22 protein-coding genes are annotated in these 19,708 nt (G+C 58.7%); 5 read left to right on the plus strand and 17 right to left on the minus strand.

Annotated features, from left to right (window positions below):
* Positions 1-98: 98 nt before the first annotated feature.
* From glmS to PO778_RS07140, 3 genes are all read right to left on the minus strand, one after another.
* Positions 99-1,922: a glutamine--fructose-6-phosphate transaminase (isomerizing) gene (gene glmS / locus PO778_RS07130; protein ID WP_271439065.1), complete on the minus strand. Its 1,824-nt coding sequence runs from the start codon at positions 1,920-1,922 to the stop codon at positions 99-101.
* A gap of 92 nt (positions 1,923-2,014) precedes the next feature.
* Positions 2,015-2,917, minus strand: a complete 903-nt coding sequence (locus PO778_RS07135) for a DMT family transporter (RefSeq protein WP_271439066.1) — start codon at positions 2,915-2,917, stop codon at positions 2,015-2,017.
* A 75-nt stretch (positions 2,918-2,992) separates the two neighbouring features.
* Complete coding sequence (locus PO778_RS07140) at positions 2,993-4,435, minus strand: sulfatase-like hydrolase/transferase (RefSeq protein WP_271439067.1); 1,443 nt, start codon at positions 4,433-4,435, stop codon at positions 2,993-2,995.
* Positions 4,436-4,572: 137 nt separating this feature from the next.
* On the opposite strand from PO778_RS07140, the gene PO778_RS07145 reads away from it, so the two are divergent.
* Positions 4,573-6,108, plus strand: coding sequence for a TadA family conjugal transfer-associated ATPase (locus PO778_RS07145; protein ID WP_160730240.1), 1,536 nt, complete (start codon positions 4,573-4,575; stop codon positions 6,106-6,108).
* A gap of 27 nt (positions 6,109-6,135) precedes the next feature.
* Here PO778_RS07145 and PO778_RS07150 read toward each other — a convergent pair whose 3' ends face one another.
* Positions 6,136-6,369, minus strand: coding sequence for a hypothetical protein (locus tag PO778_RS07150; RefSeq protein ID WP_271439068.1), 234 nt, complete (start codon positions 6,367-6,369; stop codon positions 6,136-6,138).
* A gap of 82 nt (positions 6,370-6,451) precedes the next feature.
* On the opposite strand from PO778_RS07150, the gene PO778_RS07155 reads away from it, so the two are divergent.
* The gene (locus PO778_RS07155; RefSeq protein WP_271439069.1) at positions 6,452-7,369 is read left to right on the plus strand and encodes a DMT family transporter; all 918 of its coding nucleotides are present in this window, start codon (positions 6,452-6,454) and stop codon (positions 7,367-7,369) included.
* Positions 7,370-7,439: 70 nt separating this feature from the next.
* On the plus strand, positions 7,440-7,568 hold the full coding sequence (locus PO778_RS07160) for a hypothetical protein (protein ID WP_268893573.1): 129 nt from the start codon (positions 7,440-7,442) through the stop codon (positions 7,566-7,568).
* Position 7,569: 1 nt separating this feature from the next.
* Here PO778_RS07160 and PO778_RS07165 read toward each other — a convergent pair whose 3' ends face one another.
* From PO778_RS07165 to PO778_RS07195, 7 genes are all read right to left on the minus strand, one after another.
* Positions 7,570-8,025 (minus strand): ABA4-like family protein, encoded by a 456-nt coding sequence (locus PO778_RS07165; RefSeq protein WP_271439070.1) that lies wholly within the window; start codon positions 8,023-8,025, stop codon positions 7,570-7,572.
* Positions 8,026-8,042: 17 nt separating this feature from the next.
* The gene (locus PO778_RS07170) at positions 8,043-8,735 is read right to left on the minus strand and encodes an NAD(P)H-binding protein (RefSeq protein ID WP_271439071.1); all 693 of its coding nucleotides are present in this window, start codon (positions 8,733-8,735) and stop codon (positions 8,043-8,045) included.
* Between the two features lie 8 nt (positions 8,736-8,743).
* Entirely contained in the window at positions 8,744-9,904 is a 1,161-nt protein-coding gene (locus PO778_RS07175) for a deoxyguanosinetriphosphate triphosphohydrolase (RefSeq protein WP_271439072.1), read from the minus strand.
* An 85-nt stretch (positions 9,905-9,989) separates the two neighbouring features.
* Positions 9,990-10,685: an aspartate/glutamate racemase family protein gene (locus PO778_RS07180; protein ID WP_271439073.1), complete on the minus strand. Its 696-nt coding sequence runs from the start codon at positions 10,683-10,685 to the stop codon at positions 9,990-9,992.
* Positions 10,686-10,781: 96 nt separating this feature from the next.
* Positions 10,782-11,759: an alpha/beta fold hydrolase gene (locus PO778_RS07185; protein ID WP_271439074.1), complete on the minus strand. Its 978-nt coding sequence runs from the start codon at positions 11,757-11,759 to the stop codon at positions 10,782-10,784.
* Entirely contained in the window at positions 11,756-12,775 is a 1,020-nt protein-coding gene (locus PO778_RS07190; protein ID WP_271439075.1) for an SO2930 family diheme c-type cytochrome, read from the minus strand. Before PO778_RS07190 ends, PO778_RS07185 begins: the two co-directional genes overlap by 4 nt.
* Complete coding sequence (locus PO778_RS07195; RefSeq protein ID WP_271439076.1) at positions 12,772-13,986, minus strand: parallel beta-helix domain-containing protein; 1,215 nt, start codon at positions 13,984-13,986, stop codon at positions 12,772-12,774. The genes PO778_RS07190 and PO778_RS07195 overlap by 4 nt, the downstream gene beginning before the upstream one ends.
* Positions 13,987-14,088: 102 nt before the next feature.
* Between PO778_RS07195 and PO778_RS07200 the strand changes: the two genes are divergently transcribed.
* Positions 14,089-14,517 carry a DUF2147 domain-containing protein gene (locus PO778_RS07200; protein WP_271439077.1) on the plus strand — a complete coding sequence of 143 codons (429 nt, stop codon included), beginning with the start codon at positions 14,089-14,091 and terminating at the stop codon, positions 14,515-14,517.
* A gap of 6 nt (positions 14,518-14,523) precedes the next feature.
* Here PO778_RS07200 and PO778_RS07205 read toward each other — a convergent pair whose 3' ends face one another.
* From PO778_RS07205 to PO778_RS07230, 6 genes are read right to left on the minus strand one after another with little or no spacing between them, the layout of a single operon-like run.
* On the minus strand, positions 14,524-14,862 hold the full coding sequence (locus PO778_RS07205) for a hypothetical protein (protein WP_271439078.1): 339 nt from the start codon (positions 14,860-14,862) through the stop codon (positions 14,524-14,526).
* A 3-nt stretch (positions 14,863-14,865) separates the two neighbouring features.
* Positions 14,866-16,449, minus strand: coding sequence for an NAD(P)(+) transhydrogenase (Re/Si-specific) subunit beta (locus PO778_RS07210; RefSeq protein ID WP_271439079.1), 1,584 nt, complete (start codon positions 16,447-16,449; stop codon positions 14,866-14,868).
* Positions 16,449-16,733, minus strand: coding sequence for an NAD(P) transhydrogenase subunit alpha part 2 (locus tag PO778_RS07215; protein WP_006833497.1), 285 nt, complete (start codon positions 16,731-16,733; stop codon positions 16,449-16,451). Before PO778_RS07215 ends, PO778_RS07210 begins: the two co-directional genes overlap by 1 nt.
* The gene (locus tag PO778_RS07220) at positions 16,733-16,864 is read right to left on the minus strand and encodes a hypothetical protein (protein ID WP_271439080.1); all 132 of its coding nucleotides are present in this window, start codon (positions 16,862-16,864) and stop codon (positions 16,733-16,735) included. The genes PO778_RS07215 and PO778_RS07220 overlap by 1 nt, the downstream gene beginning before the upstream one ends.
* Entirely contained in the window at positions 16,861-17,982 is a 1,122-nt protein-coding gene (locus PO778_RS07225) for an NAD(P) transhydrogenase subunit alpha (protein ID WP_271439081.1), read from the minus strand. The genes PO778_RS07220 and PO778_RS07225 overlap by 4 nt, the downstream gene beginning before the upstream one ends.
* A 12-nt stretch (positions 17,983-17,994) precedes the next feature.
* Entirely contained in the window at positions 17,995-18,192 is a 198-nt protein-coding gene (locus PO778_RS07230) for an aa3-type cytochrome c oxidase subunit IV (RefSeq protein WP_268893574.1), read from the minus strand.
* Between the two features lie 91 nt (positions 18,193-18,283).
* On the opposite strand from PO778_RS07230, the gene PO778_RS07235 reads away from it, so the two are divergent.
* Positions 18,284-19,705, plus strand: coding sequence for a sigma-54-dependent transcriptional regulator (locus PO778_RS07235; RefSeq protein WP_160730254.1), 1,422 nt, complete (start codon positions 18,284-18,286; stop codon positions 19,703-19,705).
* Positions 19,706-19,708 lie beyond the last annotated feature (3 nt).

Below are 19,708 nucleotides of genomic sequence, written 5' to 3' on the forward strand. Positions count from 1 at the left end.
TAAAACAAGCCCCGCGCAAAGATGCCCCGACCCGGCATTCAGAGCGGGGCAAATTTACTTCAGATCAGAAACTTAAAGGAAAATTCCTGCTCACACCATCACTCGACCGTCACCGATTTGGCGAGGTTTCGCGGCTGGTCGACATCGGTGCCTTTAACGCAAGCCGTATGATAAGCGAGCAGTTGGACAGGCACAGCGTAAACCAGCGGAGCGATAAGCGGGTGAACACGCGGCATCTCGATCGTCGCGATGCAACCTTCGCCCGCCGCGTCCAGACCTTCACGGTCGGAGATCAGTACAATTTGGCCACCGCGCGCACGGACCTCCTCCATGTTGGAGACGGTTTTTTCAAACAGCGGACCAGATGGCGCAATAACGATGACTGGAACCTGATCATCGATCAGCGCAATCGGGCCATGTTTCATTTCACCCGAAGCATACCCTTCGGCGTGGATGTAGCTGATTTCCTTGAGTTTAAGCGCACCCTCGAGTGCCAGCGGGAAGTCAGGCCCGCGGCCCAGATACAGTACGTCGCGCGCCGGAGCGATCAGATGAGCCATGCTGGCGATATCATCATCGTGATCAAGCGCCGCGTTCAGACACGCAGGTGCCTCAAGAAGGTGTCCAACCACCTCGCGTTCTTCATCCCGGCTCATGTGGCCTTTCTTCACCGCCAGATGCGCAGCGAGAGCGGCAAGCACTGCCAGCTGGCAGGTAAACGCCTTGGTCGAAGCAACGCCGATCTCTGGACCGGCATGGGTCGGAAGTAGAAGATCGGCCTCGCGTGCCATCGAGCTGGTCGGCACGTTGACGACCACGCCGATGGTTTGCCCTGCCTGTTTGCAGTGACGCAGGGCTGCGAGCGTGTCTGCGGTTTCACCCGACTGCGAAATGAACAGGGCCAGCCCGCCATCTTCCAGCACCGGCTCGCGGTAGCGGAATTCGCTCGCGACATCGATATCGACCGGCACTCGGGCAAACTGTTCGAACCAGTATTTCGCGACCATCCCAGCGTAAAACGAGGTTCCGCAGGCGACGATGGTGACGCGTTTGATCGTGGAAAGGTCGAAATCGATCTGCGGCAGTGCCACGGTTTCCTGAGCCCGGTGAACATAGCTCTGCAATGTCTGCGCGACCACGGTCGGCTGCTCGAAAATCTCTTTCTGCATGTAGTGGCGGTAATTGCCCTTCTCTACTGCAGCTGCCGACGCTCCCGAAGTCGTAATTTCGCGCTCTACTGGATTGTTTTCACTGTCGAATATCCGCGCCTCACCCTTGGTGATCACGACCCAATCACCTTCTTCCAGATAGGCGATTTTCTGGGTCAGTGGGGCCAGTGCGAGTGCATCGGAACCAAGGAACATTTCGCCTTCGCCGTAACCCACGACCAGCGGCGAGCCGAGGCGTGCGCCGATGAGCAGGTCCGGATTCTGACGGAATGCAATCGCCAGAGCGAAAGCTCCGCGAAGTTTCGGCAGCACTGCCTTCACCGCATCTTCGGGGCTGGCGCCGCCTTCAATCTCTTCCGACACCAGATGCGCAACCGCCTCTGTATCGGTGTCGCTTTCCAGCGACCGGCCCTTTGCGATCAGATCATCGCGCAGCTGCTTGAAATTCTCGATAATTCCGTTGTGGACCAGAGCAACCTCGCCAGTCGCGTGCGGGTGCGCGTTGTGTGTGGTTGGCGCGCCATGCGTGGCCCAGCGGGTATGGGCTATGCCGATCGTTCCGGGTGCCGGATTGCCAGCCAGCTCTTCGACCAGATTGTTCAGCTTGCCCTGCGCCCTGCGGCGCACCAGCTGCCCGTTATCGATCGTGCACACGCCTGCACTGTCATAGCCGCGATATTCCATCCGCCTCAGGCCATCGACTAGCCGATCCGCAACCTGGTTTTCGCTGACAATCCCGATAATACCGCACATGGAATGAAGCCTTACTTTCAAGTTCTTGCAAATGTTCGGGCAGCTTTACCCGAAACAGCTTTCCGCTTCGTGTAGCGACTGCTGCAGTCGTTTCAATCGCTGATTGGCAGTGTTCGCGGTCTGCCCGCGTACCACAGCATCAAACCGGCAGCGATGATGATGCCCGCACCGGCAAATGTGGCAATGTCAGGCACATCGCCGAACCACAGCCAGCCAAGCGATGCTGCGACCAGTATCTGCACGTAAGTCATGGGCGCGATGGTGGCCGCGCCCGCTTTCGTCGTGCCGATGAACACCAGCCAGTGCGCTGTGCTGGCAGTTACCGCGACAAGCGCGCAGCGGGCGATCACCGTCCAGTCAGGCACGCCGATCGACAAGATTGGTTCACCGCTGAAATGACCCGCGGCAGCAGCAAGGATCAGAGTGGGCGCAGCAACCCCAGCCATGAAAACCTGCATCGAAAGGGCACTTCCGTCACGCGCAACCGCCCTGTTGGCCAAGACCAGAAGGCTCATGAACAGCGCAGAACCCAGCGGCAGACACGCCGCCCAGCCCAGTTCCAGAAAATTCGGGCGCAAGATGAGCATCACGCCGCCAAACGCAGCAAGCGATGCCAGCCACGTTATCCGCGGGACACGCTCTTTCAAGATCGGACCACTGAGGATGGCCGTGATAATGGGAGCAACGAAAATCAGCGATGTCGCCTCTGCAAGCGGCATCAGGAAAACTGCCGAAAAGAAGCCAATCGTTGCCATTGCAAGGCACAGGCCCCGGCCAAATTGCAGCCATGGCCTGCGCGGGCGAAAAGCCGGTGGGCCTTGCTGGACCAGCAACAGCGCAGACAATCCGATTGCCCCGAATACAAACCTCAGTGCAGCTACCGCGATTGGCGACCACTGGCCGGCCATCGTTTTGATCACAGCATCGCCAACCGACAATAACGCAAAGCCTGCCAGCGCGTACAGCAATCCGGTTCTGGTATCGTGTTCTGCCATCAGTGCCCCTGCGAAAGAGGCGCCCTATGGCGGAGATTGACAAATTGCCAGCACAGACTTTCGCAGCGGGCCTGCCTAGGGTGCGTGCTGGCTGGAGGCGGCGGCTTTACGCTCGAGTGCTTCCCTGTTTTGCAGGTAGATCCAAGGCACGTGCGCGGCATCGAAACGAGACCGGATTGCACGCGGGAAGAACGGAGGCATATGATCACCCACGATCAGAATGTCGGATTCAGGGAAATCGTCCGACATGATCTCTTTAAAGATCGAATCCGCCACCAGTTCGTGAACGCGGTAGCTGCGACATAGCATCGGGTAACTGTCACGCCAGTCCGCATCGCCCAGCGTACAATTTTCCGTCCCGAGAACCTCGTCCGAAGCAACCGGAAGGTGCGCGTTAAGGGTTAGCCAGTAAACGAAATTTCTCTCGGATTTGGAGTTTTTCAGATCCTTGCCGAAGACTGCCGGCACATCGACGTCACACGCACCAGCAAAGACGCCGTCACAGAAATGCGCACCATCTGCGCGGAGACTTTCTTCAAAGTGACTGCTCTCGAAGCCGAGCTTGGGATACCATTCCCAGCGGCTGAAAAATTCGCTGTTGAACGAATGATATGCGGTTGCCGAAAAACCGGCTTCCCTGAAGCGTTCTGGAAGGCAGTGGGAGTTGTCGAAGTCGAACGAGTTATGATCCGCCCAGACGCCGCACAGTTCACGCACTTCGGCGTTGGTTGTGGAGCCATAATATTCGCTGATCCCGCGCGAGGCCGTGTAGCGTTGCTGCAGCTGGGATGTATCCCACACAGCGCGATCGATACCTTGGTCAAAATCGTTATTCGGAACACCCCAGCTTTCAACAACAATGACAATCAGGTTCTTCGCCGCAATCGATTGAGGATTGATACCATTTTGCAGGATCGCGGAATCAATCGGAGTCCCGGCCGGCGCGACGGCTTTGTAACTGCCCCTTGTCCCTTCCGTTGCCAGCGTATCGACATTCACCAGCAGTGCGACCGCAGCAAAGGCCATCACATATTGTTGCCGTGAGACGAACTTGTGCGTGCGAGACCCGAAATGAAGAGCCAGGCCCATGGAAATCAGCAGGATCACGCCAGCGGCCACATATTCAGGCGACTGCGCCGGCGACAGCTCGCCAACGTATTGATCGACATGGATGATGTTCTTCAAACCAATGTTGAAGGATTTGGTCACGTAAACCGCCAGAACCGTCAGAAAGATGCCTAGCATCGCGCCCATGCGGATCACTCGGTGTGGCTGCTGCGCTGCAATCATCGCAAAAATGCCGCACAGGAACATAGGGGTAGCCATCGAAGGTCCACCGACCGGCCACATCGCCACAATTGCGAGGTTTGGTAGCAGCACCCACCAAAGCGCCCACTTCCAAGGCATTTCCTTGAATAGCTCGAATTTGAAAAGCCCGCTCATGATACCCCCTGCGATCGGTACTCGACTGATAAAGAACGATATCCAAAGGTGGTTAACAAAGCGTTCGTGCCGCACCGGCCCGCAGATTTGCGCGTTTAGGAAAAAATAAGGTTTCCAACCTATTCACCATTTCTGATCACAACTGCTTGGGCATAACGCGTCAGCAGAGATTTAGGATTTACCGGGCTTTGGCCCACATGAGGGGACTCTCGATGAGCGCTTTTGGACGTAAGAATGGACCTGGCGGGATGAATTCCGGTGGCCGTCCGTCTTTCGGTGTCGCGCGCCCCATGAAGGGCGGCGATAGTAAACCAGCGCCAAAAGACGACGCACCTCTGCCAGGGGGCGAGCAATTCCCGCCCCTGCCGGGCGAAGGCGAGGCCTCAGCCGAAAGCGGCGGCGGCCAGCCGAACAAAAGCGATGCAATGACCCGCCTGACCGACCGAGCCAATGCGGTCATGGCGGACCAGACTGAAGTTGGCGGTTTCGAAGCCAGTGTTCACAAGATCAAGGAGCAGGTGCTGCCGCGCTTGCTCGAACGCGTCGATCCGGAAGCGGCCGCAACGCTCAGCAAGGAAGAATTGAGCGAAGAATTCCGCCCGATCATCATGGAAGTGCTGGCGGAACTCAAGGTCACGCTGAACCGCCGCGAACAGTTCGCGCTGGAAAAGGTGCTGATCGACGAACTCCTCGGGTTCGGCCCGTTGGAAGAGTTGCTGGGCGACCCGGATGTATCCGATATCATGGTCAATGGCCCGCAGCAGACCTACATTGAAAAAGGCGGTAAACTGATCATCGCCCCGATCCAGTTCCGCGACGAACAGCATCTGTTCCAGATCGCGCAGCGGATCGTGAACCAGGTCGGCCGCCGCGTCGACCAGACCACACCACTCGCCGATGCCCGTCTCAAGGACGGTAGCCGTGTTAACGTGATCGTCCCGCCTCTGTCTCTCAAAGGCACCGCGATCTCGATTCGTAAATTCTCTGAAAAACCGATCACGCTCGACATGCTCAAGGGTTTCGGTTCGATGGATGACAAGATGTGTACCGCGCTGAAAATCGCGGGCGCTTGCCGGATGAACATCGTGATCTCCGGCGGTACGGGTTCTGGTAAAACCACTATGCTCAACGCTCTGTCGAAAATGATCGATCCGGGCGAACGCGTTCTGACGATCGAGGATGCCGCGGAACTCCGTTTGCAACAGCCGCACTGGTTGCCGCTGGAAACGCGCCCGCCAAACCTTGAAGGGCAAGGCGCGATTACCATTGGTGACCTGGTGAAGAACGCTCTGCGTATGCGTCCTGACCGGATCATCCTGGGTGAGATTCGTGGTGCAGAATGTTTCGACCTTCTCGCCGCCATGAACACGGGCCACGACGGTTCGATGTGTACGCTTCACGCCAACAGCCCGCGCGAATGCCTTGGCCGTATGGAAAACATGATCCTTATGGGCGACATCAAGATTCCGAAGGAAGCCATTTCGCGCCAGATCGCGGAATCGGTCGACCTGATCGTACAGGTCAAACGTCTTCGCGACGGTTCGCGCCGCACCACCAACATCACCGAAGTGATCGGGATGGAAGGTGATGTGATCGTGACGCAGGAGCTGTTCAAGTTCGAATACCTGGACGAAAGCGAAGACGGCAAGATCATCGGTGAATTCCGTGCATCGGGCCTGCGCCCGTACACACTGGAAAAATCGCGCCAGTTCGGTTTCGATCAGGCCTATCTGGAAGCCTGCCTCTAAGTCAGGCTTCTACTGCCGCGTACCGCATTAACCTGCGGCAAAGCTCTTTATCGCCAGCAACATCATTGCTGATCCGATCATCGTGCAGAAAACGAAAATGCTGGTCCACGGCACCCAGCCGACATTGTCGAAGCGCGCGGTGCGTGCCCGGCGGCGCTCTGCCCACAGGGCGATCACGGCCATCACCAACACAGCCGCCCCGCCCAGTCCGACCAGCTCGGCCTCGCTGGCAAATAACAGATGATTGGCGATAGCGTTCACCCGGCGCATATGGGCAGGAGTTATGCGGCTTGCAATATGGCCTGCACGTTGCACAACGCGCAACTTGCCCTATTGCTGCGCCGTGAGCAGCGAAGAGACCACCGAACCCGTTCAGCGGCCGCTTTACGCGCTGTTGATCCGCCTGGGCGCTGCGTTTGTACTCTCGGTGATGTTGGTGCTGGTCAAACTGTCTAGTGAAAGCGGTATCCATCTCGCCGAAATCCTGTTCTGGCGGCAGTTGCCAACAATCCCGATCCTTCTTCTGTGGTTTGCATCCACCGGCGCACTTTCGGCGCTGAAAACGCAGCGACTTGGCAAACACGCGCAGCGCGCACTGTATGGCATCACCGGAATGTTCCTGAACTTTGGCGCGGTTACCCTGCTCCCGCTGGCTGAAGCGACCACGTTCGGCTTCACCTCGGCAATCTGGGCAGTGATTCTGTCCGCCTTGCTGTTGAAGGAACAAGTGGGCCTTTACCGGTGGGGAGCAGTCTTTCTCGGTTTCGCAGGGGTTCTTATTATCGCCCAGCCAGGTGACGGACACATACCGCTATTCGGCGCGATGGTCGCGCTTGCCGCGCCGTTCATGATCGCGCTCATATCGATCCAGATCCGCGATCTGACCCGGACTGAAAGCCCGATGACGATCGTGTTCTATTTCTCGCTATTCACGGCCCCGCTGCTCGCCCTGGCATTGCCCTTCACCTATGAGCCCCATTCACCCTATCAATGGGCATTGCTCGGCGGGTTGGCACTATCGGGATTGATGGGACAATTCCTGCTGACTGCCGCGCTGAAATACGGCGCAGTCGCCAGTGTCATCGTGATGGATTACAGTTCGCTCCTGTGGGCCACTGTGTTCGGTTTCTGGTTTTTTGACCGCCTGCCAACCGCAGCCCTGTGGATCGGCGCCCCGCTGATCATCGGTGCAGGACTGATTATCGCATACCGTGAACACCGTGTCGCAGCAGCGGTTCGATCCGTCCCCCGTATACCCTGAGGCCGGAACCTATTACCTTGTCACGTAGTTTATTTTCCACACGGGCCATTCCGGCCTTTTGGAGCACGATATGATCAAGAAGATCCTTATTTCGACGGGCCTCGCCGCAATGCTGCTTGGCACCGCCGCCTGCAACACCGTGCGCGGTGTTGGCGATGACCTTCAGTCTGCTGCCGACGCTGTCGACGAAGAAACATAAGTCAGTTCTTCATCCGGCCCAGTTTGCGCGCACGTCCCTCGCGGATGATGAGCCACAGGAATAATCCGACTGGGCCGACAAAGAAGGTTGCGAGCAGGATCGGCGCCTGAAGCCAGCGCGAAAACTCTTTCGCATCTGCATCCTTTGCAATCCACAGGCCAACGAACAGGTCAAACGCCAGATAGTGAATCCAGCCGATTGTGACCCCGCCTTGCGAGGAAAAAATCGCGCGCACGCCTTCGATGGTTGAAAAGCTGGTCTTTGCATCGGCGGGGCCGACCGGGTCCGCCCAGCCGGCGAGAATGCTGACGATGCCCGCCGTGTAGACAAGACATAACAGCCCCACCCCCAGATACATGATCGCGCTCATCACCAGTGGCTTTCGCGGCAGCAGGATAAGCATGGCCCATGCGATCATCGCCAGCATATTTCCCGAACTGAATATTGCTTCCCACATGGCAGGCTCCGATTGATTTAGTCTTGCAGGACCGGAAGGCTGTTGGCCGCCCTTCTGATCCCGTCAGTGTCGTGTACGAATTTACCGGCGGCCTTGCGCATCGAAAGGGCCAGCGCGGCTCTTCCTACCGTTTCTGCGGGTACAGACCGGTATTTTCGGTATTTGCCCTGCATCATCGCATCGATCAGCGGACTGCCGATCATGGCGAGCTTTTCCCCGACACGCATGTCATCTTCGCGTTTCCCGCGCAGCAATCCCGGGCGGAAAATATCCACCCGGTCGAAACCTACCTTCAAAAGGTCGCGATCGGTTTCGCCCTTCACCCTGAGGTAAAAATTTTTGGACGCCGCATCTGCTCCGGCGGAGCTGATGGAAATGATATGCTTCACCCCGGCCTTTTGCGCCGCCTGCGCTGTTTCGAGCACAAGGTCGTGATCGACTGCGCGAAACGTATCCTCGTCTTTTCCTGCTTTCTTCCAAGTCGTGCCCAGCGCGGATATGATCACGTCGGGCTTTACCCGCTCCAGCACCGCACCCCATTCGCCCGGTTGCGCAACAACCATCTCCATACACGCATGGGTCGGCATTCTCGCCTCGCGGCGGGCGATACCAAGCACACGCAGGTCCGCGCGGTGGGCGCTTTCTTCCATGATCGTGCGGCCAATCAGGCCGGTCGCGCCGACCAGAGCAATTCGAACGGGGTCACTCATGAATAAACTCAGACATTTGAGAGGCCTTCCGGCATCGTCCCGTAAATTTTTGCGCACTGATCGATTGCAAACCGATCGGTCATTCCGGCGATAAAATCGGCAATGTGCCTGCTTCGATCAGGCTCGTGATCGGGCAAGGTATCCTTCCAGCCAGAAGGCAGCAGGTTGCTGTCCTGTTCGAAAGCCGCATACAGGCGCGCCACCACGTTCCGCGCGTTTTCAGCCGTGGCGATCTGTTCCGGGTGGTAATAGAGCTTGTCATACATGAAGTTCTTCAACTGGCGCTCTGCCCCAGCCATCGCAGGGGAGAACCCGCCCAGCGCAGCGCCCGCTTCACGCACCTGATCGATCGTTTCGACATCGGCGGTCGTTTTTTCCGTATGTTCGATCACATCGTTGACCATCAGTCCGATTTGTCCCCGCACCAATTCACGCAACTGGCGGTCGCGGTCGGCACTTGGGAAGCGTTTTTCGACCGTGCGCCACTGATCCGCGACGAAGTCTATCGTCAGCAACTCTTCAAGCTCAAGGAAGCCTGCCCTCAGCCCGTCATCGATATCATGATTGTCATAGGCGATATCGTCGGCGACCGCTGCGATCTGCGCCTCCAGAGAAGGATATTTGGCAAGTTCCAACGAGAAATCGGCATCCAGTTCAGCAAGCGCCCATCCGGGCGATAGAACCGGCCCGTTATGTTTTGCCAACCCCTCCAGCAGTTCCCATGTCAGGTTCAGCCCTTCGTGTTCGCAATAGGGGCTTTCCAATCGCATCAGCGTGCGCAGTGACTGCGCGTTGTGATCGAAACCGCCGTGCTTTTCCATCGCCTGCGACAGCGCCTTTTCCCCGGCATGGCCAAAGGGTGGATGACCAATATCGTGGGCCAGACAAAGCGCCTCGGTCAGGTCTTCGTCCAGGCCAAGGGTTCGCGCGATCACTCGGCCAATCTGGGCAACTTCGAGTGAATGGGTCAGCCGGGTGCGGTAATGGTCCCCGTCGGGGGCGATAAAGACCTGCGTCTTGCTACGCAGCCGGCGGAAGGCGATGGAATGGATTATCCGGTCCCGGTCGCGCTGAAATTCGCTGCGCGGCCCCCGCGTCCCATCGCGGTTCTCATCGAATTCACGGCCACGCGACGCGGCAGGATCGGCAGCAAGGTGTGCGCGTTTCATTCTGCTGCGCGGCTTAGGCGGTCAGACCGGCGCGAACAACGGGAACAATCGGGCAACATCACGAAAGCCGGACCCGCAGGCCCTTTTACTCTTCGCCCATGATCCAGTCGGCTGCCGCATGGCAATGGATTCTGGCGGAATCGAAAATCGGCAGCACGTTGGCGTCGATATCCACCACCAGTTCCAGTTCGGTGCAGGCGAGAATGATCGCACTTGCCCCGGCCTGCTCTTTTTGGGTGATGATTGTTTTTAGCGCGCGTTCCGCATCACGGCTTACCTTGCCGGCCATCAACTCCTCGTCGATTATCCTGTCGATCTGTTCGACATTGTTCATATCAGGAGGCAGCAGATCGACACCGTGCGCGACAATCCGCTCGCGAAAGAATGCCTCCGTCATGACATTGCGGCGCCCGATCAGCGAGACCTTGGTCTTCCCAGCTTCGGCAACGCGTTTCCCAATGTAGTCTGCCGCGTGGAGGATTGGAATGTCGACCGCCTCGGAAATGCGGTCGAAATTCTTGTGCATGGAGTTGGCACAGATCACCAATGCCTCTGCCCCGGCCTGTTCCAGCTTGGTAGCCGATTCAATCAGTCTCTCTCCGGCGTTGTCCCATCCGGCACCATCGCGGGTACCATGCAGTTCTGCGAAGTTAAGACATTCAACCAGAAGTGGTGCCGTTGTTCGGGGGGTTGTGCGGCGCTGTATCAGCCGGTTGATCTGTTCAAGGTAAACCCGGGTGGAGATCCAGCTCATCCCCCCGATCAGTCCCAAATTACGCACGCATTACTCCTGCTCGCAGGTCCGATGACTGATTTCGATCAATCCCGGCCAATCTGATTTCATCGGATATTAGGCATAAGACGAGATCAAAGTGAATTAGTTTTGATCGCTAGTGGTTAATTGGACCTGCGCCAGCCACGTCCGGACTGCTTCGGCCGTTTGGTCCGGCGCTTCTTCCATTGGCAGGTGCCCAATCCCGTCCAGAACCAGCAGCTCGCTGCGCGGCAGATTGGCACCGAGCCATTCGCCTGCGGATAAGGGGATGAGAGCGTCTTCCGCCCCCCAGATCACAAGCGCCGGCATATCCAGCCCGGCAACTTGCTCAGCTGTCAGCGGCACACGCTTCTGACCGAACCGGAAAATCGTCGCTTCGCGGTTGCCGGGATACCGCAGCAATTCCCAATACCGATCAACCGCTTCGGGTGTGACCACTTCCTGCCTGCTCACGCTTTGCGACAGGCTCTGTTCGACGAGACTGCGCGGAGTGATATGTTTCATCAGCTGGTTCAGCACGGGCGTGCGGGCGATAGTAAAGCCGATATTGCCGGCGCTATCGTCGTCATCGCTTTGCATTTGCGGCGGACCTGATGCGTCGACCAGTATCATCCCATCGACCCTGTCCGGATGCGCGAGCGCATATTGCAGCGTATGGCCGCCGCCCATCGAATTGCCGCCGAGGATGAAACTGTCGATCCCCAGCTTGTCCGCTACCTGGTCTATCGTCTTCACGTACGTGCCGATCCCGTAATCGCCATCAGGGGTTGCCCCGGTCAATCCATGGCCAGGCTGATCGAACCGTATGATGCGGTAGTCGGATTTAAGCCGGTCAACCCATGGCTGCCAGGTGTGCAAATCGGCATTGGACCCATGCAACAGCATGATGACCGGTGCTTCTCTCGGCCCCTCGTCACGCAAGTGGACAGTGAGGCCGCTTTCGATCTGAACGAACTGCGAAGGCGGCGTCCCGTACTTGGCGCGCATTTCGGTCGGGTCTGTGTCAGGCGTTCTGAAGATCAGAAATACTGCGACAAGCAGCACAGCAATTATCACGACACCCTTGGCCAAACGCGTCATTGGTCCATCTCCGCAATCCATTGATCTATCACTGCCAGACCGGCTTCATCGACGGTCGATTTTCCCAGTTCCGGCATGGCGACGCCGGGCGCGGTGCTGCCCATGCGGTACGACAGGATAGAGCGCTCAGGATGACCAGGATCAATGTCGAATTCATGCCCGCCAGACCCGCGCCCGGCAGCAACGGGCCGCTTGCGCACACCGAAGGCAAAGGGTTCGTTCTGCTCCCAGCGGAGGTCCAACCCCGAATTCGATGCAGTCGCCCCCGGCCTGTGGCAATGGGCGCAATTGACGTCGAGGTAAGCCCGGGCAGCTGCGTTTAGGTCGCTGCCTTTACGATCTTCCCAAACTGGTAGCGCATCGTGCTTATCCGGCAGTTTATCCAGCCGCGAACGACTGGCCATATCGGACAGCCACTTATGCGACAGATTGCGCGCCTTAGGGCCAATAGGAACCACTGCGCCTTGCAAGCCGTGGCATTCCTTGCACTGGTTCTTGTTCGGTATCCGGTAACTGATCTGGCCGCTGTCGCCGGCATCGACATCCACCCGCGCGCCCGCCAATGCCAAGGCTGCATCGCTCTGTTCATCGTTCCAGCGATAAGGCAGCGCAAGCCATCCGCTTTCCCGGTGCAGCAACACCCGCGTTTCGATTAACCGCCGCGCATTCCCATCGCCGAACGCAAAAGTCTTGATCAGTGCCGCACCTACCGGAAATTCCAGCAGCCCGGCCCCGTTTGCGCGCATTTTCGTACCGGCAGGCAAATATACAAAGCGAAGCTTCTCCGCCCCGTCAGAATACAGCGGAGTGTTCAGCCGGTAGGGCGTCACACCAGCGCTGGGGATTTGTCTGCTGCTATCAACAAAGAACGCAAAATCGCTCAGGCTGCGCGGCAGGTTTTCTCCGACAATCACAGCATGATTGACGGCCTGCGGCGCACTCGAATTCGCTGAATAAGACGCGCTCAAAGCCAGCGTGATAGCGGCTGCAAGAAATACGCCGGCGCGGGCGATCATCCCAGCCTGTCCTCCAGCTCCGATGGGGCGCCGACGCCTTCTGCCTGGAACGTCTTACCGGGCGCATCAACCACCAGCGGGCCCGGATTTGCATCGCCAAGGCCCTTCCCCTGCTCGGTAAGGCTTAGCGACCAGCCTGCAGTGCCATCCACCGCATAGAGCGCAGTGGTGCCGTCTTCCGACAGGCCGTCCCACAATACGGATGGAAGCGAACCACCGAATGCCGTCATCAGCATTTCCGCTCCGTCGAGCTGCGGGTTTCGTCCGCTGCGTGCATAGACGTTCGGACCAACTGTTACTTCTCGCGGATAGGGGTTGTAACGATCATCATCGAATGGCTGCGTATAGGCGATGACCATGATGTCTGCCGTATCATTGTCGGTAAGCACATTGTTTTCGACCAGCACATTGTCGTTCGCCATCACCATGATGCCTGTGCCGCGCCGCACCCCTGCCACGATATTTCCGGGGGGCGCGAAATTATCCGTGTCATTGTCGACCACCAGATTGCTGCGCACAATCACGTTTCCGCCGCCCATCACCGGCAGCCCAGGAAGGTCGAAGATCAGAATCCCGCCAGTGTTGCGGGTGGCGATATTGTTTTCGACCAGCGCGTTGCGGCTGTTTTCAATCTCGATGCCAGCAACATTTGCCTCTGCAATCGAATTGCGGACTGTAATATCGAAGCTTTGCCCCACATAAATGCCTGCATCGGATGCACCGGACACTTTGGTCCCATCGATCAGCACGCCGGTGCTCTCGACCGGATAAATACCATAGGCGCCGTTGTTTTGATCAGGCCCGTTGGTCCAGGTTACGCGAATGCGGTGATAGACGATCGCATCTGCCCCCTTCGACTTGATGCCATCACCCTTGGGATTTTCCAGCGCGAAGTCCCGCAGCGTAACGAAGTCGGAAGTGACCAGCAGCCCCTCGCCCGCGCCCTGCTGTCCGGTGAAATCGAGCACGGTCTGGTCCATGCCCGCACCGCGAAGTGTGACACTGTCGACATCCAGACTAAGCCCGTCGGTAAGCTCGAAGCGGCCTCCCTGCAGAACAATCTCATCACCGGGCTCTGCAAGGATCAGCGCTTCCTGCAGTCGTTCCTGAGCACCCTCGCCAGCCGCTACATTGATGGTTTCAGCCCATGTCGGTGCAGCAATAAATGCCGTCATCGACAGCGCCAGACACGCCGCATTCAGTTTCGCCATTGCATCTCTCCCTCTTGGCATCACTATGCGCGATTAATTGATCGAAACCAAGCCGCTGCTTGAAGCGTATATGAGCGACAGATATCTTTCGGGGACCCGGCGATGAAATTACCCAAAACCGCAATTCTTGCAGCAAGCGCTGCGATGGCCGCTCTGACGCTTGGCTCTCCTGCCAGCGCAGCGCCAGCGCCGATCACAGGCGCCTGGAAAACGGACGACGGGAAATCCGTGATCCAGTTCTACAAATGCGGTCAATCCATGTGCGGGAAGATTTCGCAATTCCTGGTGCCGGAACCGGCGGGCGGCGCGCGCGACACCGAAAACCCGGACAAGGCGAAGCGCGACCGCAAATTGCTGGGCATGCGCATTTTCTGGAATCTCTCCGCTGACGGATCGCGTTTCGAGGGTAAGGGATACAGCCCCGAAGACGGACGCTATTTCGACGCAGAAGTCTGGCGCGACGGTAGCGAGCTGAAGGTGAAAGGCTGTGTGCTGGTATTCTGCCGCACCGCCAAATTCACCAAGGCCTGATCTGAACTAGCCGATCCCTATAGCGCACAGGGCTGCGCTGCTGCCCGTCACCGCGACGACTTCAGCATCACCGATCCGGTCAACCCGGCGAAGGAAGTCGCGGATGCCGGTGGGGCTTTCCGGCTCGCCATCCTGCGCTTCCATGTTCCGCAGTTTCAGCAATTGAGGAACGCTGAGGCGGTCGGTCATGCGCGCGGCCATGCATTCCGCGCGTTTTTCGCCGATACCGTTCTCAACCAGTGCAGAACGCACCCGCCATTCGACCACGCTGTCCGCAAGACCGGTTGCGATTGCAAAGCCGATCAACCCGGCGATCAAGGCCAGGGTCAGGATTAGTTTCTTCATCGATCAGTCCAGATTCTTGACGATTTCTTCGACCATCTTCTTCGCATCGGACAGCAGCATCATCGTCTGGTCCATGTAGAAGACATCGTTATCGACGCCCGCATATCCCACGCCGCCCATCGAACGCTTGATGAAGAACACCTGCTTGGCCTTGTCCACGTCGAATACCGGCATCCCGTAGATTGGCGATGACTTGTCGGTCTTTGCCGCCGGGTTCACAACGTCGTTCGCACCGATGATGAAGGCGACATCGGCCTGGGCAAATTCGCTGTTGATGTCTTCCAGTTCGAACACCTTGTCGTAATCGACCGAAGCCTCTGCCAGCAGCACGTTCATATGCCCCGGCATACGGCCCGCGACGGGATGGATGGCGAATTTCACCTCCACGCCCTTTTCCTCCAGCAGATCAGCCATTTCGCGCAAGGCGTGCTGTGCCTGCGCCACCGCCATACCGTAACCCGGGATGATGATGACCTTCTCCGCCTGTTCGAGCATGAAGGCCGCATCGGCCGCGCTGCCCTGCTTGTAGGGGCGCTGCTCCTTCGCCTCGCCGCCGCCCGCGCTGGCGTCCGCACCGAAGCCGCCCGCGATCACGGAAATGAAGCTGCGGTTCATCGCGCGGCACATGATGTAGCTCAGGATCGCGCCCGAAGAACCGACCAGCGCGCCGGTGATGATCATCGCCGTATTACCGAGCGTGAAGCCCATCGCCGCCGCCGCCCAGCCCGAATAGCTGTTTAGCATCGACACCACGACCGGCATGTCCGCCCCGCCGATGGGGATGATCAGCAGGAAGCCGATGAGGAAGGCGAGCACCGTCATGGCGACGATGAGCGGCATGGTCTCGGAAGGCCCGGCCATTGCAAAGAGCGCGGTCAGCACGATGATTGCGGCCAACACGCCGAGATTGATGACATGGCGCGCAGGGAGCAGGATCGGCGAACCGCTCATCCGGCCCGACAACTTGAGGAAGGCGATGACCGAACCGGAGAATGTGATCGCGCCGATGGCGATGCCGAGGCCCATTTCGATCTTCGAGACCGCGCCGATCTGCATGGGCAAACTATAGTCCGTGCCGATCGTGTCCATCGGAACGAGCAGCCCAAACGCGCCCGGATTGAGATAGGCCGCCCAGCCCACCAGCACGGCGGCAAGGCCGACGAGCGAGTGAAAGGCTGCGACCAGTTCCGGCATGGCGGTCATGGCGATGCGGCGGGCAATGGTGATGCCGATGATTGCGCCGATGGCGATGGCGATGAGGATTTCGCCCATCGAAAAGAGATCAAACCTTTGAACACAATCATGCACGCAGGCGACGTCGATCCCGACGGGCGTCTCGCCAACTGGTGCGCTCATCGGGAAATGCGTCACCAGCGTCGTCACGACAGCGATCAGCATGCCGATCATGCCGAAGCGGTTGCCCGTCCGGCTCGTCGCGGGCGAGGACAGGCCGCGCAGCGCGAGGATGAAGAACACGCCTGACACGAGATAAGCGAGCGCGACCCACGGGTTCACCGCTTCGCCGGTCGCAGCATGGGCAGGAGCGGCCAGCACGGCAAAAGGCGCGGCTAGGAGAAGGCGACGCATCACTTCTTCTCCTTCTTCTTGTACATCGCGAGCATTCGCGCCGTCACCGCAAACCCGCCGAAGATATTGACGCTGGCGAGCACGATCCCGAGCAGACCCAGCCACTTCGCCCCCGGCACATCCGCCGCCGCCGCCGCAATCAGCGCGCCGACGATGATCACACTGGAAATCGCGTTGGTCACCGCCATCAGCGGCGTGTGCAGCGCGGGCGTGACCGACCAGACCACGTAATAGCCGACGAAACACGCCAGCACGAAAATCGACAGAATCGAAATGAAGTCCATCAGATTTCTCCCTCCGCCGCCACTTCGACCTCGTCCAAGTGCTCTCCCACCAGGAAGCCCATATTCGCGCCAACCACAAACAGCAGGACGAGCAGGATACCGATCAAAATCAACCACCCGGCCCGCGTCACGATAGCAACCTTTCATTCACAACTTTGTCGCCCTGCGTCAGCCGCACGGCATCGCCGATTTCCTCGTCGAGCACGGGTTTGCCCGCTTCCTTGTCCCAAAAGGCAGCAAGGAAATTGTAGAGGTTGCGCGCGAACAGAGCCGAGGCATCAGCAGGCAAATGCGCCGGCGTGTTGGAATATCCCATGATCGTAACGCCGTGTTTTTCAACCAGCGTATCGGGCGCCGAACCCTCGACATTGCCGCCTTGCGCCACCGCAAGGTCGAAGATCACGCTGCCGGGCTTCATGCTCGCGATCTGCGCGTCCGAAATCAGTCGCGGTGCCGCCCGCCCCGGTATCAGAGCGGTGGTGATCACGATATCCTGCTTGGCGATGTGCAAACTTACCAGTTCGGCCTGCGCCTTCTGGTATTCCTCCGACATCTCAGTGGCATAACCGCCACTTCCCTCGCCTTCGATCCCGGCCACGTCTTCCACGAAGACAGGCTTTGCGCCGAGCGATTGTATCTGCTCCCTGGTGGCCGAGCGCACATCGGTTGCCGAAACCTGCGCGCCCAAGCGTTTGGCAGTTGCAATCGCTTGCAGACCAGCAACGCCAACCCCCATCACGAAAACCTTTGCCGCCTGAATTGTACCGGCAGCGGTCATCATCATGGGGAATGCGCGGCCATACGTATCGGCAGAGGCGATTACCGCCTTGTACCCGGCAAGGTTGGACTGGCTCGAAAGCACGTCCATGCTTTGTGCGCGGGTGATGCGCGGCATGAATTCCATCGACAACGCTTCCAGCCCGGCTTTCGCGTAGGCTTCTACCCTGTCCTTGCGGCCGAATGGATCGAAAGTGGCGGCGACCCATGCACCATTTGACGCACCTTTCAGCGTATCCACATCGGGCGCCTGCACGCCCAGGATGATGCTGGCCCCTGCGACCGTTTTGTCTGCAGGGCCGACTTTCGCACCCGCTGCCTTATAGTCGGCATCTGAAATCGACGCAGCCTCCCCCGCGCCGGTTTCAACCGCAACACTCGCACCCAAAGCGATGAATTTCCTCACCGTTTCAGGAGTGACCGACACGCGCTTTTCCCCCGCCGCGCGTTCTTTCAGGGCTGCTATGTGCAAAGCGATACTGGCTTAGTTCGCAATAAGCATGACAATGATCGCCGTGATTACCGCGATCAGCGGGACCGACCATTTGAGATTGGAAATGAAGCTGCTGTAGGTCTTTTCTGCTGCTTTCATGTCGTTTGCCGAAGCCATCGTTAGTCTTCCTCGAGATAAAGTATTTGAATTGCTGGGTGCGGGTTTATCGCGGTGCCCGCTGCGCTTCAAGCCCGCCGACGCTGTTCTTAGCCTTAATCGGAACTTTACCCATCGTCCCTAAATGGGTCGCCTGTACCGCTACGGGACGGTTTGGGAAATTATGTCAGACAGCGAATCACGCCTTTTAATGCTGATCGACGATGAGCCGGCACAGAGCCGGCTGATCACCGCACTCGCCGCGCGCGATGGATGGCGCACGCTGGTGGCCAAGGATTCCGAGACGGCGATTGCCATGCTCGGCACGCGCCAGGGGATGCAGTGTTCTGCGATCATACTCGATCAATGGGTGCCCGGCGATGATGCCTGCTCGCTGATTGAGGAATTGAAGGCACGGCGGCCCGCAATGCCGATCCTGATGCTGACCACCAGTGCGAGCCCGCTGCTTGCGGTGGAGGCTATGCGGGCCGGTGCCACTGATTATCTTATCAAACCCGTTTCACCCGACCGCCTGATGCAGGCATTGCGCAGCTCCACGCGGATCGAGGCACCCAAAGACGAATTGCAGCCGCTGACAGAGAAGCTGAACGCTTCGCTGGATTTCGACGCCATGATCGGAAACGCACCCGATTTCCGTGCCGCCCTTGCCAAGGCAGCCAAGACAGCGCGAGGGCACGGTCCGGTGCTGATCGAAGGGGAACGCGGCACGGGCAAGGAAATGCTGCTGCGCGCGATGCACGCGGCCAGCCCGCGCTCCAAGAGCGTAATCCGTCTGATTAACGCCCGCAGCGTTCCGGCCAACTCGATAGAATCGGTGCTGTTCGGACATGAACAAAACGCCTTTCCCGGCGCTTTCGACCGGCAAGTGGGTGCTCTGCAGCATTGCGATGGCGGCACACTTATCCTCGACGAAATCGACCGTTTGAGCGAAGATTTGCAGGCAAAGCTCGCGGAAACCTTGTCCACCGGTATTGTGCGCCCGGTCGGTGCAAAGCACGGCTTCCGCGTCGATGTCAGGATCCTCAGCGCCAGCAATCTGCCCTTGGCGGACCTGAATGATGCTGGCCATTTTCATCCCGATCTCCTGAAAGAGATTTCGCAGACGAAGATTACCCTTCCGCCGCTGCGCAAGCGGCCCGGGGACATTCCGGCCCTGACCCGCCATTTCCTCGCGCGGATCGGGGAACAGCCCGGCCTCAGGCATATGTCCATCAGCGAAAGCGCACTTTCGCTGCTGCAAGCGTTCGACTGGCCAGGCAACGTTCGCCAGTTGCAGGCTGTCCTGTTTCGGGCGGCGGTGTTCTGCGACCGCGAGACGCTGACGGTGGAAAGCTTCCCGCAGCTGGTCGAAGTGGTTGGCGACTTTGCCGATGAGGCCGCAAGCCCCCTGCAGGAAGGCGTTGGCATCATGCTCTACACGGCGGACGGCAATCTGAGGCCGCTGGAAGAAATCGAGGCCGATGTAATCCGGCTGGCCATAGGTCATTACCGCGGCAGGATGACAGAGGTCGCCCGGCGCCTCGGAATCGGCCGGTCGACGCTCTACCGCAAGCTCGGAGATCTCGGCATGGGTGACGCTGCCTGAACG

The organism is Pontixanthobacter luteolus (assembly GCF_947494915.1).
GTDB classification, from domain to species: domain Bacteria; phylum Pseudomonadota; class Alphaproteobacteria; order Sphingomonadales; family Sphingomonadaceae; genus Pontixanthobacter; species Pontixanthobacter luteolus.